Source organism: Streptococcus sp. DTU_2020_1000888_1_SI_GRL_NUU_041A (assembly GCF_032387735.1).
Classification (GTDB): Bacteria; Bacillota; Bacilli; order Lactobacillales; family Streptococcaceae; genus Streptococcus; species Streptococcus sanguinis.
This window is the reverse complement of sequence record NZ_CP135591.1, coordinates 719,900-736,032: the sequence shown is the minus strand read 5'-3', so window position 1 is coordinate 736,032 and position 16,133 is coordinate 719,900. Positions and strand designations below refer to the sequence as shown.

At 41.8% G+C, this 16,133-nt stretch carries 17 protein-coding genes; all 17 read right to left on the bottom strand.

Features of this window, described 5'->3' with window-relative positions; translation table 11 throughout:
* Positions 1-8: 8 nt before the first annotated feature.
* Complete coding sequence (locus RSK81_RS03750; RefSeq protein ID WP_168955483.1) at positions 9-281, bottom strand: hypothetical protein; 273 nt, start codon at positions 279-281, stop codon at positions 9-11.
* Complete coding sequence (locus RSK81_RS03745; protein ID WP_315687483.1) at positions 278-1,096, bottom strand: ParA family protein; 819 nt, start codon at positions 1,094-1,096, stop codon at positions 278-280. Before RSK81_RS03745 ends, RSK81_RS03750 begins: the two co-directional genes overlap by 4 nt.
* 167 nt (positions 1,097-1,263) lie before the next feature.
* Complete coding sequence (locus tag RSK81_RS03740) at positions 1,264-1,854, bottom strand: hypothetical protein (RefSeq protein WP_315687482.1); 591 nt, start codon at positions 1,852-1,854, stop codon at positions 1,264-1,266.
* A gap of 12 nt (positions 1,855-1,866) precedes the next feature.
* Positions 1,867-3,168 (bottom strand): CHAP domain-containing protein, encoded by a 1,302-nt coding sequence (locus tag RSK81_RS03735; RefSeq protein WP_410530917.1) that lies wholly within the window; start codon positions 3,166-3,168, stop codon positions 1,867-1,869.
* A gap of 75 nt (positions 3,169-3,243) precedes the next feature.
* Positions 3,244-3,501, bottom strand: a complete 258-nt coding sequence (locus RSK81_RS03730) for a hypothetical protein (RefSeq protein WP_168955487.1) — start codon at positions 3,499-3,501, stop codon at positions 3,244-3,246.
* A 17-nt stretch (positions 3,502-3,518) separates the two neighbouring features.
* Positions 3,519-5,468 carry a virulence factor gene (locus RSK81_RS03725; RefSeq protein WP_168955488.1) on the bottom strand — a complete coding sequence of 650 codons (1,950 nt, stop codon included), beginning with the start codon at positions 5,466-5,468 and terminating at the stop codon, positions 3,519-3,521.
* A 9-nt stretch (positions 5,469-5,477) separates the two neighbouring features.
* The gene (locus RSK81_RS03720) at positions 5,478-6,128 is read right to left on the bottom strand and encodes a hypothetical protein (protein WP_168955489.1); all 651 of its coding nucleotides are present in this window, start codon (positions 6,126-6,128) and stop codon (positions 5,478-5,480) included.
* On the bottom strand, positions 6,119-6,445 hold the full coding sequence (locus tag RSK81_RS03715; RefSeq protein ID WP_168955490.1) for a DUF5592 family protein: 327 nt from the start codon (positions 6,443-6,445) through the stop codon (positions 6,119-6,121). The genes RSK81_RS03720 and RSK81_RS03715 overlap by 10 nt, the downstream gene beginning before the upstream one ends.
* A gap of 190 nt (positions 6,446-6,635) precedes the next feature.
* On the bottom strand, positions 6,636-6,920 hold the full coding sequence (locus RSK81_RS03710; protein WP_168955491.1) for a BRCT domain-containing protein: 285 nt from the start codon (positions 6,918-6,920) through the stop codon (positions 6,636-6,638).
* Between the two features lie 6 nt (positions 6,921-6,926).
* Complete coding sequence (locus RSK81_RS03705) at positions 6,927-8,966, bottom strand: pLS20_p028 family conjugation system transmembrane protein (RefSeq protein ID WP_410530912.1); 2,040 nt, start codon at positions 8,964-8,966, stop codon at positions 6,927-6,929.
* A 119-nt stretch (positions 8,967-9,085) separates the two neighbouring features.
* Positions 9,086-9,568 carry a lipoprotein gene (locus tag RSK81_RS03700; protein ID WP_168955492.1) on the bottom strand — a complete coding sequence of 161 codons (483 nt, stop codon included), beginning with the start codon at positions 9,566-9,568 and terminating at the stop codon, positions 9,086-9,088.
* Positions 9,569-9,665: 97 nt separating this feature from the next.
* A complete protein-coding gene (locus RSK81_RS03695) occupies positions 9,666-12,806 on the bottom strand; it encodes a VirD4-like conjugal transfer protein, CD1115 family (protein ID WP_315687478.1) in 3,141 nt (1,046 codons plus the stop codon).
* Positions 12,799-13,050 (bottom strand): hypothetical protein, encoded by a 252-nt coding sequence (locus RSK81_RS03690; RefSeq protein WP_315687476.1) that lies wholly within the window; start codon positions 13,048-13,050, stop codon positions 12,799-12,801. Before RSK81_RS03690 ends, RSK81_RS03695 begins: the two co-directional genes overlap by 8 nt.
* Positions 13,051-13,273: 223 nt before the next feature.
* Positions 13,274-13,738 carry a single-stranded DNA-binding protein gene (locus RSK81_RS03685; protein ID WP_105025989.1) on the bottom strand — a complete coding sequence of 155 codons (465 nt, stop codon included), beginning with the start codon at positions 13,736-13,738 and terminating at the stop codon, positions 13,274-13,276.
* Between the two features lie 15 nt (positions 13,739-13,753).
* Complete coding sequence (locus RSK81_RS03680) at positions 13,754-14,575, bottom strand: LPXTG cell wall anchor domain-containing protein (protein WP_315687474.1); 822 nt, start codon at positions 14,573-14,575, stop codon at positions 13,754-13,756.
* Between the two features lie 20 nt (positions 14,576-14,595).
* The gene (locus RSK81_RS03675; RefSeq protein ID WP_315686389.1) at positions 14,596-15,678 is read right to left on the bottom strand and encodes a hypothetical protein; all 1,083 of its coding nucleotides are present in this window, start codon (positions 15,676-15,678) and stop codon (positions 14,596-14,598) included.
* 17 nt (positions 15,679-15,695) lie between these two features.
* A complete protein-coding gene (locus tag RSK81_RS03670) occupies positions 15,696-16,043 on the bottom strand; it encodes a TrbC/VirB2 family protein (RefSeq protein ID WP_315686390.1) in 348 nt (115 codons plus the stop codon).
* Positions 16,044-16,133: the final 90 nt, after the last annotated feature.

The following is a 16,133-nucleotide window of genomic DNA, read 5'->3' as shown; positions in this document are numbered from 1 at the left end:
TTATCTCCTTACTTTTTAAGCTTTCGCTGCATCCTTTCCCACTCCCGAATGATCAGATTTTCTAAATAATCTGAAGCTGATTTAGCTTGATGGTATTCCACCAACTCCTCCAGCTTGTCATAGCGGACATCATGGTGTAAGGAAAAAGGATAGCGGCCTTTCTTGTTATAGTTAGACGCAGCCTTTTTAGAGTTGCGGGTGCTCTTTTGGTGTGTTGCTCTCACTTTCTCAGGTGAGGGCTTAAAGGTTTCTTTTACCTGGGCAAAACGATTTTCTGTCATACGGTTTCTCCTTCTAATACTCTTAATATATTTTCATAGACATAATCCATATTATCATAAAACTTCCGATGAGCTTCTTTTTGACTTTCTGTCATCTTTTCACGTTGTTCAAAGACGCTTTGGCCAATGACCAAACTTTTAGCCATCAGTTCTTTCTCCTGGATAGAACCTAGGTAAGCCGGATCTTCTTCCACAACTTCTAAAAACTGCTTACAGGTATCTGTCACATTTTGGCCAACGTACTTAATTTTATTGCCAATCAGATAAGGTTCCGCTGTGACATAGCTCTTTTTAGAAATGACCTCGATTGCTTCATTCTTGATAAACTCGACAAATTTCTTCAGAGACAGCCAAGCCCGAAAACCGTTGAGAGAAGCATCGGATACTGCTAAGACCATATCCGAAACTGCAATAAAATTGGCCGTCACCAAACTTTCGTCATTATGGGTATCAATCAGGATCACATCAAACTGAGCGGCCAGCTCCTCATAGTGCTCACTAAACCACATAAAGAGTTGCAAGTATTTATTATTTCGACTGCCAAGATCCAGCTGCTCATCTGTTAGACGCTCATCTCCGCAGATTAAACTGAGATTTTCAGAAATTTGAACAATCTCATACTCTCCAGTCGTAAAAATATCATAAATGGTCTTTTCGCTGGTCACGTCAAAAGTGCGGGTTAGATTGCATTCCCAGGCGCCGTCAATTAGACAAACTCTCAATCCCTTTAGACGTGCCATCCAATCTCCCTCATTAAAAGTATCCGTGGTTTTCCCACCGCCGCCTTTTCCCAGATTTATTGTTTGTATCTTCATCTAAGACTCCTTTGCTTTTCATCATTTTTGATATTGTTCCATGCTTCTATTATACGACTACGGAAAAGATTTGTCAACAAAAAATACACAATAAGTTATATAACTTATTGTGTATTTTATTATATACTTAATTATTTATTTTGTTATCTATATTCTTACGTCAGAACTTAGCCAAATGTCGCTCCGATATTCCCGCCAATGTAGGCTTTCAATTGGATTTGATTGACTGTGGTATTGAAGTTTCCAATAAAATAACAATTTTCTTCATTCTCTTTAGTCAACACCACCAAGAATTGAACCACATCGTCACTCTCTGAAGTGCTGACTTCTAGTTTTGCCTTTTGATAGGTGTATTGATTGACTAAAATTGCCATCGCAAAGGTTTGTATCATAGCGTTATCGGTCATGGAGAGGTGATTTTCAATCGTCCCTTTTGCATCAGCAAGAGTTTTAGACTTTTGAATATCCATCACTGCCTCATCAAAAGCCGCAGCCACTGATTGCGTTTGGACATCATCTGCTTGGCTATAGGGATGTTCCAACTTCAATTTAGCCGTTCGATGGTTCTTTTCATCCACTGTCTCCTCGTCAGACGGAGAAATTGTTTCCTTCTTCTTTGAGGGCTCTGTCTGCTCTGTTTTAGGCTCCTCTTTTAATTTTTCTTTGGTCAAGTATCGGTAGATACCAACACCAGCTAAAGCGATTAAGAGAGCTATTGCAATGATAAATACCATGTTATCTTTAATCCTTTTCTTCATTCTTGTTTCCTTCTATTTTCCAAATTTTGGTGACTTATTATCTGGATAAGCAAAGGTGGTAATCTCTGCCTTTTGTTGGGCGGGACTCCAAATCCGATAATCCCATGTGTAGGGCTTTTGGAAATAGTCCCATCCACTGATTGGCGTGTTTTGTTCAACAATCAGGATAGAACCATCTTCAAAAACATGGCAGACGATACCTGTATGTCCATAGCCGCCTCCTCCGTTTTGAGTAGAGAAGATAGCGCCCTTCTTAGGGGTTGTTTTGACGCTATTTCCGAAGATAGAGGCCCAAGATGACGCCTGGTCTTTCCCGTTCCCTGAGACAGATCCAGAGTGACCCCAAAGATGATTTCCTAAGCTGATAGTTAAGTTTACACACTGGCCATCTAAGCTAGGCCCATAGCCTGTGACATACCAGCCTTGAGAAGAAGCATATTCCATCCCCAAACTCTTTGGATCGATGATGTATTGTTTCAGACTGGCTGGAAGATTATCAGGACTATAGCCCCAGGCTGTTGCATCCCCTGGAACAGTTCCTGTCCCATCAGATACTCCACCTGAACTGTCATCATCGCTGCAATCAGTGTCGCTATCGCTGGAGCTATCCTCAGCTGAAGAAGTGTTGGGAGCTTCTGAAGCAGCTGTCGTTGTACTGCCCTTATAGGGTTTAGTTCCGTGAGCAGCAATAGCTTTGTCATCCAGCCACTTGTACTTCGTACCCAGAGTATCATACATAGCAAGCAGTTTAGTCTTATAAGTGCCATCTGTTGCCCAGCCACCGTCCGCAATCGCAGTTAAGGTACTCTTTCCATCTGTATTATTGATAGCGGCTGTGTAGAGGGTCTGGTGAGCCATGAACTCTGCCTTCCCTACAATCCCTGCATCATAGCTGGAAAACCAAGTATAAGCTCCGCCAGTTCCATCTCCGACGTTGGCACCTGGCTTGGTACCGCTTAAGTCAACACTATCTTCCCCATAAGTCGCAAGCGTGACTGGGAAATTACTTTTACTAGAGGTTTTAACTCCGCCCATATTGTGAGCCATCCAAAAGGAGGTACCGTTTGGATTGGAGAAGTTAAAACCATTTTCTATCATCGTCTGAGTGATAGAAGCAGACGGTAGGAAACCACCTGCTTTCCAGGAGTTGATATAGGCTTCTTCATGCTTCTTAACAAAATCATCAATCGAGCCATCCCCTGAAGGGATTTCACCTGAAGAAGTAACCTGGGTATCAGAGCTAGAGCTACAATCTTTTGAGCTACTGCGAGACACGGCACCAAATACTCCAGCCAATATACTTGTCAGCATCATCACCAAGATGATAAAAGCTCCTAGCGTGAGTCCGATTTTCCATACAAAAAGTTTCTTCACAGACTCCCTCTCTTTCTACCAGAGACCCAGAACTGTTTTTAAAAGCACATAGAAAATTAAAAAGATAATAAAGCCAAGCGCAACCTTCTTGAGACTATTGACAAACTCCTGATCACGAGCTTTCTGAGCCTCTAACCGTTCAGGGTCTGATTCTCCTTCAGAAGCAAAATAATCCCGTTCAGTTTTCATTCTGGTTTTTCTGATCAGCACATACTCATCAAATGCTTTTTTCTTACGTCCAAAAAATCCTAATCCATCGTTTTTACGTGACATTCTTTCTTCCTTTCTGATTACTGAAGTCCACCATAGCGTTCTGTTTCAGGGGCTAACAGCTGCTGGTTAAAGACAATATTTCCTACGCTGGAAATATTCATGAACAGCTGACCTTTCGTCAGTCGTGGTAAAGTTTCCAATTCTGATTGGTTCATAGATCCCGATAGCGCATTGGCCAAAAGCGGTACGCTGGTATCATCCGTTTGAGCAAATACCCGATACTGCATCAAACCAAAAATCCGCTGAACAGCTGTCACGTAAGGATCCTTATATGTAGCACTTCCTGACTCAAAGAGGATGCCTCGAAGGGAATTTACCGACAAGACCACGCCAGCGAAGTTCTCACCCATGGAGTCAATAATATCTGCCAGCAGTTTTACGCTACTTTCATACTTAGGATTTATGAGCGTTTGTGCTTCAGAAATATTAACAATATAGTGAGGCATATCCATCTCGCTTTTCTCAGGTGAAGCCTTTAGGATCTGTTTGCATCGCTTCCCGTGGTTGACAATATCCGCCGAGACAAGAGACAAGACTGAGAAAATCTGCGCATTCAGCAAGTTTGGTATGGCTTTGAGCCCCGACAGGTCAAAGGTCACGACCTGCTCTGTTGAAATATCCTGAAATTCGGTTGTCCCTTCAAACATATCCGCATTGGTCGTCAGCAGCTCATTAAAGGTATTGTAGATACGATTAACAGAGCTCAATTCAATCTTATTGGTGTGCTTTTTACTCTGAAGCTTATCTTGATAGTCCTCTACGTACATCACAAAGTCAGACAAAATAGGGTATTCCTCCGCAACCAATTCGGTTGCCTTTAGCTTTTCAGGGTTCAACGTAGGATTACGAGCCCAAAGACCTTCCTCGATATAAAATTCGTTCAAAATCTGGCCAAGGCTAGTCAAGTCATCGCCAGTAGCTTCATCATTCAGCAATTTGAAGATATTCTTGAGCTTCTCAATATGCAGGTTGTACGATTTCTTCTTGTCTACCTCCGTTCCTTCTTCATTCGTTACAGTCGGAAAGACCTGAAAGATATTGATCCGATTGGCCTCACCTGAGAGATCTAAGATCAGTCCGTGTTGTTTACGGGTCTGATCCAGAAACGTGCCATTGGCATCAAAATTTCGGATGAAATTGCCTTTGGCATACAGGCCATCTGTATGTTTGAGAAGAAAGGAGCGCTGACCCATTTTAGGGTTGCCAGAGATAATCATGAAGGAACGGGTTCGACGTTCATCCCGTTCTAAGAAATTAAAGTTGACGGCTCCTCGGGTTGGCGTCCAACCCATATAGACGCCTCGCTGATCTTCCAATTTGGTATGATTGAAGAAATAGCCACCTGCCAGGTCATGTGCCTTAACAGGGATCCCACGGCGACGGTTAGGAAGGTCAATCTGATACTGAGCTGGTATAAACGGAGCATGGTATTCAAAGTCCAGTTCACCTGAGAGGATGGTTGATTTAAAGTTAGAGGTCTTGTCTTTTATCTCCTCCACCTTGCGGAAAAGCTCTTCCTTAGTCGAAGCGGAAACAAAGATTCTCACATACATTCCCAACATAGAGATGTTTTTCTTTGTTATTTCACGGTTCAGCTCCTGCAAGTCTTGGATTTCATCCAATTCTTGTTGGTTAGCCGTTAACTTACTATTTCCTGTGATACGGGTTGATTTTTCCTCAATGGAGTCTGTAATTTCTTGACGAAGTACCCTGTTGTTTTCTCGATAAGTAGAGAGAAAGGCCCGTGTTCCAGGGATGAGCATGAGATCGGATAACCAAAACTGGTCAAGATCTTCAGATGGATATTGATAAATGTGTAATACGGTATGATAGCCGTCCCCACTCGTCCAACAGCGGTCATTACTAGCAAAATCAATATTTCCTTGGGGTTGGATTTGGCTGAGAAAAACTAAGTCATAGCCATCCGCTTTCAGTTGGCGTTGGCGGCGTTTTGATAATTCTGGCATAAGAACCTCCTATACTTTTTCGTTCATGTTGTTAAATTGCTTTATAATCTGGATTTTCTTTGTCTTTGTCACTTCCTGCGGAACAAAGTCATTATTCCCGTAAGTTTTCGCTTTACGCACTAACTTATCCAGTTCTGATGTCGTTGGAGCAAAAAGCCAAAGTATAAATTCTGTATTATAGATTTCCTGTTGAATATTTTCCTCAGTTTGGATTTGAGAGATTAACCATTCTTCACGGTCTTTCAGCTGCAAATACCGTCTTTCTTCAGGAAGAAACTTCGCTTTCTCTTGGCGAACCAGGCTCAGATGATGCCTAAGATCCATAATCTGCGTATCCGTATTGGTGGGAAGCGTTGTGGTTTCGACCTGAATATCCGTATTAAAATCTGTCAGCCATTTTTCAAAATTATCCAAGGTACGGCGGATTTCATTATAAGAAAGGGAACCTAGGTCTTTACCTGGTATTTCCAGAAACTGTAAATAGCCAAAGTCCACAAGTTCAATATAGGCCTTCTGATTATTGATAATCTTTTTTGTATCCAGAAGCTCGACGCAGGAGTGGAGATCAAAGTATTCCTGTTTAAATTCTTTAGCTTGGCGGATTTGACGCCCCAAAGGGCGTTTCTCCTGAGGGGCTGATGAGTGATGTTTTAGTGCCATTGGTGGTTTTCCTCCTCTTTCTTAGATCGTTGGTAATTGATACTGATATAGCGTTTGCGACGGCGTCTGAAGAAAAGATACATACTCTGCCAGTTTTTCTTCCCGCCGTTGGTCGGCAAAACCAAATACAAGCACATGATAGGCGTTAGAATGATAAAAGCCAACAACTGAGGCCACTGGCTCGTCGGAAATATCTTCGTGCCAATAGAAAGAGCCGCAACCGCTGAACCGCCGACAAAAACAATATCTGCCATGAACAGCCCGATGATTTTAACTTTCGCATTGATGTCCCTAGGGACACCGTACTTTTCATTCATATTTTCTTCTCCTTTATCATTGATAATCCTAGTGTAAAGGATAATTCAAAAGCGTGCTCTAAGGGGACAAGTCACCGCAGCAACCCTTTTCCAGCTGGAAGATAACGGATCTATAATAGCTATAAAGTTATATATCTTTTTATACATTTAATTACACACTGTCTGACAAATAGAACGGCAAAAAAGAGCCTCACTCCTGAGACTCTTTCACGATAGTGAAGAAGGATTCTTCAGATAGAATGGTAATCTCCTGCCCTTCCTCTATTCGCTTCAAAACGGCTTCATATTTCTTAGAGCGGCGATCAGGTTTAAAGAGATCCAGTTGCTTATGTCCCGCTACTAAAATTTGTGTTTGAGCGGACACATACCCTTGAACGGTAGCTCCTCTCTCAGTGAGAAAGGCTACTGCTTCATTTCGGGTCAGTGGCCTCAAGCTTCCTGTGATGACCACCACTTTATCTTTGAGCTCAATCATAGTCACTTACTCCTCTGTTTCGTCAATCTCGGCCCCTCTGATATGACTTTGGCCTTGCATTCGTTGGCCTGCCTGCTGCATCTGTTGGCTCATATAGTTCATCTGGGACATAGACTGCTGGAAGTTGCTTTTCGCAGGTGAAGGGTTTGGAGGAGGTGTTGGATCACTCACTCCCTGAAATGATGCTTCTTCTGATGGAGTTGGAGGTACCGTCGGATCCGTCACTCCGCCACTTGGTGAAGGGGAACTTGCATCATCTGAGAAGAGCGGTTCTCCACCATATTGACCTGAAGGGTTCAAAGTGTAGTCACCATCTCGACTAAATCCTGGTTCAGGGACAACGGCATCATTTTTCAGCCCCTTATAGACTGCATTTTGAGCATTTAAGGCTTTCTGATCAAGATTATCCGTCACTTCTTTAAGCTTGCCAGCTCCCTGTTTGGCCATGGCATCCGCCAAATCTACCGCATTGCTTACACCGCCTTTGGCCGTGTTCCAAAGACCTTGGTCTTTGACGGCATTAGCCATACCTCTTAATCCGCCGCCAGTCGCTGCTAAGCTATTGCCAATCACTTTGCTTCCTGTCGCCACTGCACCTGGAACTTTCTTAGCCATATCTATACCGAATTGACCAGCACCAATGGCTCCATGAGCCAGAGAGCCTGCACCAGTCGCAAAGGCATTCCCCATCATCATGGCTCCGAGAAGCTGTTGGGCGGTATCACTATGACCTGTAGAGACTCCTAGCCAGCGTTCAATCATGCTCACACCTTGCATAGCCGCAAAGAATACTCCGATATAAACAAGACCCGCAGCCAAACACTGTTCCCACATATTCAGGCCGTCAAAAAAGCCGCCTGACAGCTTAGTAATCGCAGAAACAGATAAGGTAGGGAGGTCACGGCAGATCTCTAGCGTCACTCGCATGATAACCACCTCAAAGAAGATACCAGCAAAAGCTCCTCCTATTGTCCGAAGTAACTCTTTATACTTCTTAGAGTTTGAAAGGGATGAATAACCCTGAATTGGTGAAATCATCGCTTCAATAATGATGTCAAACACTGATTTTACAAATTTTATTGACATACTAACCAATAGAACAATCAGAATAATATATTGCATAAACATTCCAATCCAATTTACTTTATAGCGTAGATAAACTGACTCGAAAGCGCTCAGTTGACTGATAAATCTATGCTCAGTGATTGTTTCAACGCCGTTTTGACTGGAATCAAGTTTATGGAGGAGTAGACCTTTGATCCCTTTGTGCTTTTTTTCCATATCATCTAACAATTTAGTATTAGTGGTTCCAAATGTCGCTCCAAAATCAATTCGTGTCGCAAAGTCAGCAGTATCTCTTTTATCTGTACTATCAGTAATCTTATTTACAGGCTTAGAACCCTTCTTTATAGGTTTTATATAACCATACGAATCCATCGGAAATAATTCAGTTGAAAAATCATTATCTATCAACACTTTCAAATCTACCACATTATTTTTCATTGGTTGGATAGATAAAGAAGAGTATTTCTCACTTCCACTCGGAGCCTCACTAGACACAGTTTGAACTGACATAGCATCTTGCGCCACTACTGAAGCAATCGAGGTTAAAGCCATAGGCAAAACAGCCGTTACAAATGTCACCAAAAGAAAATTAGTAATGACTCCCTTATACTTAACGGGCTTTGTAAAGACACCTGTAATAGCCGAAACGACTAAAATTAAGCTGAATATAACGGTACCTAACAGTTGAAACCAATGAAAGAATTGTCCTATAACCGTATTAGTGTCTCCTAAATAACCAAATAATCCAAACAGTTTAAACATATTATTGAAAACATGTTCAAGACTAGCAGAAATCTGATAAAGAGCTTTAGCTATACCTCCTGGGAAATAAGCTAAGAAAGCCATGAAAGCAGGGGTTGGCTCTAAATAGTTACTCCAATAAGAATAAAATGTAGCTAGTTTCTCCGCTTTCTCACCACTCAAATCTCCGTTTATATCTCCGACTACATTCATGAAATCAGAAAAAGTTTTGTATTCCAATAAAAGCACCTACTTTCTTTTTGTTTCCTTTAGTCTAAAGGATAATCAAAAAACATGCTCTAAGAGGACAACTCAGTGTAAAAATAAAAAGCCTCAGAGCACCTGAGACCTTTTTAAAATTATTCAATTTGGCCTTTAAAATCATAATAACCATAATCACGTTGGCTTCTACTGAGCTCAAATATTCTGATCTTTTTCCCGCCATCCGATAAAGCGATTTGATATGCACCTTCTGAATCTTTGACAGTAGGTTTTGGTTTACGTCCAGTTATAATCGTAAAATTATCTGTATCTTTTAAATCACTTTCCAAACTGGTAATAACCCCTTTCATATCAGAAGGAATATCATTTTTTCCCAAAACTGAAAAATAGATCTTCTCACCATTAGAATTAGTAATACTGTTCTCTTTTTTGTTAAATTCTAATACGTCTCCTCCTTGAATAAACATCAAACCTTGATAACTTGAAGACTTAGAATATCCAGTATAACTATCCTTCAATTCTGTTTTCACAATATCTTCAGCAGATTTTTGGCCGCAGGCCACAAGGAGCACAGCCATGAAACCTAGCAACATAACACCAAATATCTTTTTCATTTTCATGAGTACTTCTCCTATCTTTTATTGAGTTTATTATAGCAGATATGTCTTGTTTATGCAAAAGGTATATAACTTATTATACAATTTATTGCACCTCATCTTACATCACATCATCTGCAAACAGATCCTCATATTCATCCATATCCTCATACTGATAGCCGTCATAGAGAATTTCTTCAGCTGCAGCCGCAATCATTTCAGCTGGAGAGGAGAATTGCTGGTTAGGAGACGGCTTCCCTTTTTGATAGCGAGTCGCTAATTTGGCTGTTTCTCCACTGTTTGAGCCAATCCGATTGCTTAGTGCTCTCCGCCAGTCAATGATATTATCAAAGCTCCTCTGAGCTCCTACAGCTATTTCTTGCAGGTCAAGATTGCGGTGCGGACTTTCCACTGGAATATCCGCAAAAGTCATAGACTGGTCAAATTCTTCCTGAAGGAACATGTATCGATACGGAAGACTGGTCTTTTCGTGCAAGAAGATTGGATCTGTTGTCACTTTACGGCCTACATTATCCCGTCCTTTGACTCCACGCAGAATGACCGCTTCTCCCTCTTGGAGTTTGGCTAGCTGGGTTGGCGTCAGCAATTCCTGACGTGGGTTTTCAATCGCCACATTTGGATTGGCTTCATCCAAAATATTGCTAGATCTGCGGCGTTTGGTAATTGTGCGATAGCCAAGCGCTTTACTAAAGGTTGAGTTCGTATCTTCAGACGTAGACTTGATATAAATCTGAAGCGAACAGTTATCCTTGATAGTTTTAGCTGTGTTCTCACCATATTTATCAGTCAGCTGTTCCAAGTTTTGGATCCACAAATAGTATAAAATATTCTGTCCCAAACAGATGGAGATTTTTGTATCCATGTGAGGGATGGCAGGGATATTGGTAAACTCATCCAGAATGTGAAGGATGCGGTTCACACATTTTCTCCCAGCGGACAAAGCCAGCTCATAATTAGCATTAAAGAGCTGGTCAAGAAAGAGCGACACAATACTGTTGTACTCGGTACGATTAGGCGGTGTCACCAGGTAAATGATGGTTGGATTATCAGAGTAAATCAACTCAACATCTTCTTCCTGAAGCAAGTGACCTGCTTGTTTATCAAGCACTGTTACTTTGATAGAGTCCAGAACTGGTTTCTTGGTGTACTCATCCAAATAGATGACATTGCTTTGGTTGCGATAGACCTTTTCAGCTGAGAAACGATAAATCTCCTTTTCAAAACCAAGGCCATTATTCGGATGGTTGAAGTCAATCGTAACGAGAAATTGATCTGGCAATTTAGGCTCAATAACATAGGTCAAATATCCTTCACCATCGACCAGAGCCGCCGCTTCCTTCACGTAGATGCCCTTACCATCCGCTGAAGAGATGGAGACCTTAGCCGTTTGATGCGCAAATTGATTAGAGATGGCGTTAGCTGTACTAGATCGAAACTTTACGGATAAGCGACGTGGGAAACCGATAGACTCCAAATCAATCGAGTTTTTGGAGGTGAGCTTGGCGATATTGTCTTGCAAGAATAGGTTAATCCCTGACATCATGCTTGAGTAAACATTGCCCTTGGTTTCTTCAGCCGCAAAATCGGACGACCTGAAGTTGAGGTCAGCCATTTCCCGAAACTTCGAGAATTGACGTTGATTGATACTTCTCAGATTATCGAAATAAACCGTAATTTTGGATTTTTTTGTCAACTGTTGGTCTTTCATCGGGTTCTCAACTACTTCTCCCATTTCATCCACCAAGACTTCTTCAGATCCTAAGTCCGTCAAAAATTTGGCGATATTTCTAACGGTCACAGTATCCCAGGCATCAGTCTCTCCATTTTTAAAAGTCTCATTAGCTCGATCAATCAAAGCCATCGCAATCGCATTGAAAAGAGAGATAGAAGTGTCTTCCCAATATTTAGCATTTCCGTTCCCCATACCTGGCTTAGTCTTACGGTAAATCGCTTCAGATACTGCATTGACACGAGTTTGAGTTTTTTCATAGTAGCCCTTTTTAGCGGCTGCAACCGCTAAAGCCAAAGGATTATAGGACATTGACCAATCCATGTTCTGAAAAGACAAGACATTGACATCATAGCCACGGCGGCGCATCGTCTTATACGAGGACTGATAGTGCTCTCCTTTTGGATCCCCAAGGATCATTGAGGGTGGAATGGCTGCTCTGCTGTTAATATCCGTAGTTGTTGTAATGGCACTTTCTCCTTTTCCAGAACGGGTTGACCCAATCCCCAATAAATTAATAGGCTTATCCTCGATGTAGTAGTCCCCAGAAGGAGTCGCAAGCATGCCTAACACTCGCTCAGATTTGAGTAAATAACGGCTAAATCTGCGATTTTGCCAAAGCATTTGGGCTCCTAGAGTAAGTCCTGATAAATTTTTTCTAGTTTCATGAAGAACGGGCGCACCACCTTCACCTGGGAAGATTTCTGTCTTGTTCGGCACTTTCTTATATTGTCCGTGGACCTCCTTAACCGTCGCAAAACGATCATCTCCTTCCTCGTTGTTATTGTAACTGCGATATTGCTCGAAATTAACCCAAGCCGATTTCCAGGCAATAATCAAGCCAACAATCAAAAGCGGAAAAGTAAGAATAGGCGCTAGGACAAAGACTCGGACGTTCAGGAGATTTTGGATTAAGAGGCTGTCCGTATCAAATTCAGCCATTTGACTATTGTCTTTTAAGGCCATCACTGCAAAATAAAGATAGCGAATAGCAGCACGCAAAACCGTCACTCCATAATTAGTAGTCATAAAAGCAATCAGACTGAAACCCAGCCCCATGAGGACTAAGCTACGGTAACTATTGAAATACAAGATTGGCTTCATCTCTTTATCAAATCGCTTTCGCTCTTGTTTAACAAAAGGCAAAAGATAGACTATCCGAAAAAGTAAATTTCCAAAGAATAAGAAAGTAAAAGCTGGGATGACCTCCACCAATCGCTTGATAAAAGTCAAGATACTGTTCAAGAACCCTCTCCAGTTAATTTTTTCTTTCCCTGTAACAATTGCTTTGACCTTATTCCATTTTTGGACAATTCTTATCTTGATAGTTGCTCTATTCTGATAGGCTTTTGTGAGTTGCTTCAAAACTCTCCTGATTGATGGTCGCTGCCATTTAAACACCTGGAAAAGAAGATAGCCTAAGAAAGCTACAATAATCAGCAAGTTGAAATAATTGACTTTGACCAGCTGGATGATGGTGTAATAAATCACCTCCAACCAATTATTATTCATTCACTTCACCCCTTTCTATATCATGAACAATCTTTCTGTCATAGAAACTGGAATAAAGAAAGATTTTGAAGCGTAGATCTGGACTGGCTTTTTGGTAGCGATACAAATAATGATGAAGCCAATCTTCCAATCCCAGCTGGATAGTTGCCAGAGAGCAAGTTCTCCCCTGCTTCAGATAATTTTCAGCCTGAAGAGAGTCAGCTATCAAATCATCTGCTATTGGTTCTGTCTGTTGTTTTGCCATAGGCAAAACTCCTTTCTTTTTGATTTACTCCTTTAGTGTAAGGGATAATGAAAAAGCCTGCTCTAACGGGACAAGTCAGAGGAAGCCCCTTCTCCAGGTGAAAAAGGAACGCCCATTAGTAAATAAGTTGTTATATAACTTTTTGTGCAACTTATTATTTAATTTTTTGTTCCATTCAATAAAAATAGCACCTGGCTTTTAAAGCCAAGTGCTGCACTGAACTTTAGAAAGGTTCATCAGCATCCATGGGGATAGGGTAAGCTGAACTTCCTTCAGCTTCTTGATGAGTTGGAGCTGGTTCAGACTGGAAAATATTAGTTCCTGGAACTTGAGCTTGACGACGCTTGACCGCTGCATCTTTACTTTCCAAGAAGGTGATCCCGTCAAACTGTGCAGGAGCAATATACTGATAAGAGCGGCGCTGACCGCCTTTACTGGTATAGCTCCGCTGGATAATTTCTCCCTTCAGCAAAATAGGAGAGCCTTTAGAGAGGCTTTTTGCCATCACTTCTGCTTGTTTTCCGTACATTTGAACGTGGAAGAAGCTAGGCGTTGGCTTGCGGTTCTCATCCAGGAGACTGGAGTCACACACAAAATCAAATTTGAAGCTGACATTCCCATTAGAAGTTTTACCAACTGCATCTTGAGGAATATCAGAGACACGGCCATCAGCTATAAATGTTTGCATAAGCAATTGTCCTTTCTAGGCTTCTTTAGCCTCACGGAGTTTCTTCAAGAAGAAAGTACCTACACCCAGCAACAAGCTTCCAAGGACAGTCAACAGACTTCCTTTATCACCTGTAGATGGAAGAGTGGTCATCTTTCCTGCTTGATCTGTAACTGAAATTGTTTTATCTGAATTAACTGTAGCCCCAACTACTTCAGGGGCCACCGTTTGAGTGGAACCATCCGCAGCCGCAATCACGACTTGGCTATTTTGTGTAGAGACAATTTGATAGCCCGTGTTCGTAAAAATTGGTTCAGCCAGAGACACGTTAGAAACAACTTGACCAGTCACCTGAGAAGTTGTTCCTACCTGATTAGCTCCCACGCTGGCAGCTGTTTGAGCAGAAATAGTAGGGGCATCCTGATTAGGAGGTGTCGCGGGATCTTTTGATTTAGGATCTTCAGCAGTCTGACCTTTTCCATCAGCTGGAAGCGTTTCTGAAGAAGAAGATGTTGTGTTGCCTCCTGGCTTAGTTGGTTTCTCCGTTGAAGTTGGAGGGATGTTCGGGTCACTTGGTGTTATTGTACTTGGAGGGGTACTTGGCTTTGACGGTTCAGATGGCAGCTGAGCTCCTGGGGTAGTCGTTCCATCAACGGGACTTGTTTGATCCGTTGAAGATGGGGTTTCTGTCGGCTGCGTCACACTGGTACCTGGTTCAGCTGAAGGGGCTGGAACTGTTACTGAAGGACTGGAACTGTTGTCTACTGGAGCGACATTCTCAGCAGCAAATACAGCACCTGCCTGACTCAAAATGATTGTAGAGATGGCTAGACTAGCTAAAAGTTGTTTCTTTTTCATAAGATATGTTCCTCTTTCATTTATTTTTTGGGCTTGAGATAATCTGTTTCTTTCGGTTCTGTTATGACCACAAAGCCGTAAGTACTAGATTTATCTTCTTTGACAGAAAAACTCAAGCGGTGATTTGAAGCTTCTTCACCTTGTTTAACAGATAAAACATAGGTTGCTTGATAGCTTTTCTTTTCAGCATCATACGTGATTTTTTCTAAGATGACAGACTGCAAAGTACCCTCTTTAGGAGTGGTGTACTTAGCATCTCCAGCATCTAGGAACGGGGCCAGAGCTTCCTTATTTCCTGAATAATAGTTTGGCAGGAAATAGCGATTGAATACATCTACCTGGTGTTCAGTAGCTACTAAGTGTTGTTCTTGCTTCAACTCCTGGTAAAGATACTGAAGCTGCTCGTTTTGTTTGGTTAGGCGGCTGATAGATAGCATTGACAAGCTCAAAGCTCCTACCGTCAACACCCCTATCACTCCCAGCAGGAAATAAACTTTTTTCAGATTTACGGGCTGAGGTGTCACCTGTTTTGAAGAAGCCATCGCTTGAGGCTCCCGTGGAGTTGTAAAATAGGAACTTTTTACAGGTTCCATCGCTTCACCTTCAGCTGGAAAGAGAGGGAGGGCCGACTCAGGAATACCTAAGCTTTGCCTATAAATAGGATACACTTGATTTTCAAAGTATTCCTTTTTATCTGAATGAGTATAATTTCTAAAAGCTTCATCTGTCATAATCGCCTGGATTAATGGGATAAGCAAATTTTGATAGGTTTTGCCAATCACAAAGGGACTGGCAAATACTTCTCCTTCGGAAACAGCTTCTTTCCCTTCCAGGTGACAAACGGCTACCTTCTGAAAAGCAAATTCTCCATAGGCTTTTTTCAGTTCCTGAAAGAGTAGCTCTGCCGTCAAAAAACTCACATAAGGAAGAGAGTCTTCAACCGAAATCTGTCCTTCTGGCAGATAGCTATTATCTAACCCTTCAATAATGCCAAGCAGCTCGTTGTCATCCTCAGGAGATTTACCTTCCTCCCAGGTAAGCTCTAAAAACAAGTCATCCGTCATCAAGCATTTTTTGTTTTTTTGAAACGGGCTAAATGCCATAGGTTCTGACTCCTTTCTTAGTTTTTCACAAAGTTAAAGCCCCACTCCACGATACTTGGGCCAGCAGCTACTGCGATAATACCAATGGCAATAGCCACCCAATGTTTTTTGATAGCAGCCTTCATTTCGCGACCGCCCAGACCATAGGCAAGCCCAGTCGCTACAATAGCCAGACCAAAGGTGATAATCCCAATTCCCTGGACCTTTGAAATTCCCTGTTGAGCGAGATTTTGAGTTTTTGCGAATGGATCATCTGCATAGACAGGAGAAGCCAACAGCCCAGTCAAGAAGAGAGATAAGGTCAGAAAAAAAGGTTTTGTTTTTTGCTTAACGGTTTGAAGAGTGTTTGTCAATTTTTGTTTCATGTGAAATCCTCCTTAAAATTATTGACATCTTTAGTGTAAGAGATAATGAAAGTTTTCGCTGTAAAGGGACAAGTCACTGTAAAAGAAGTA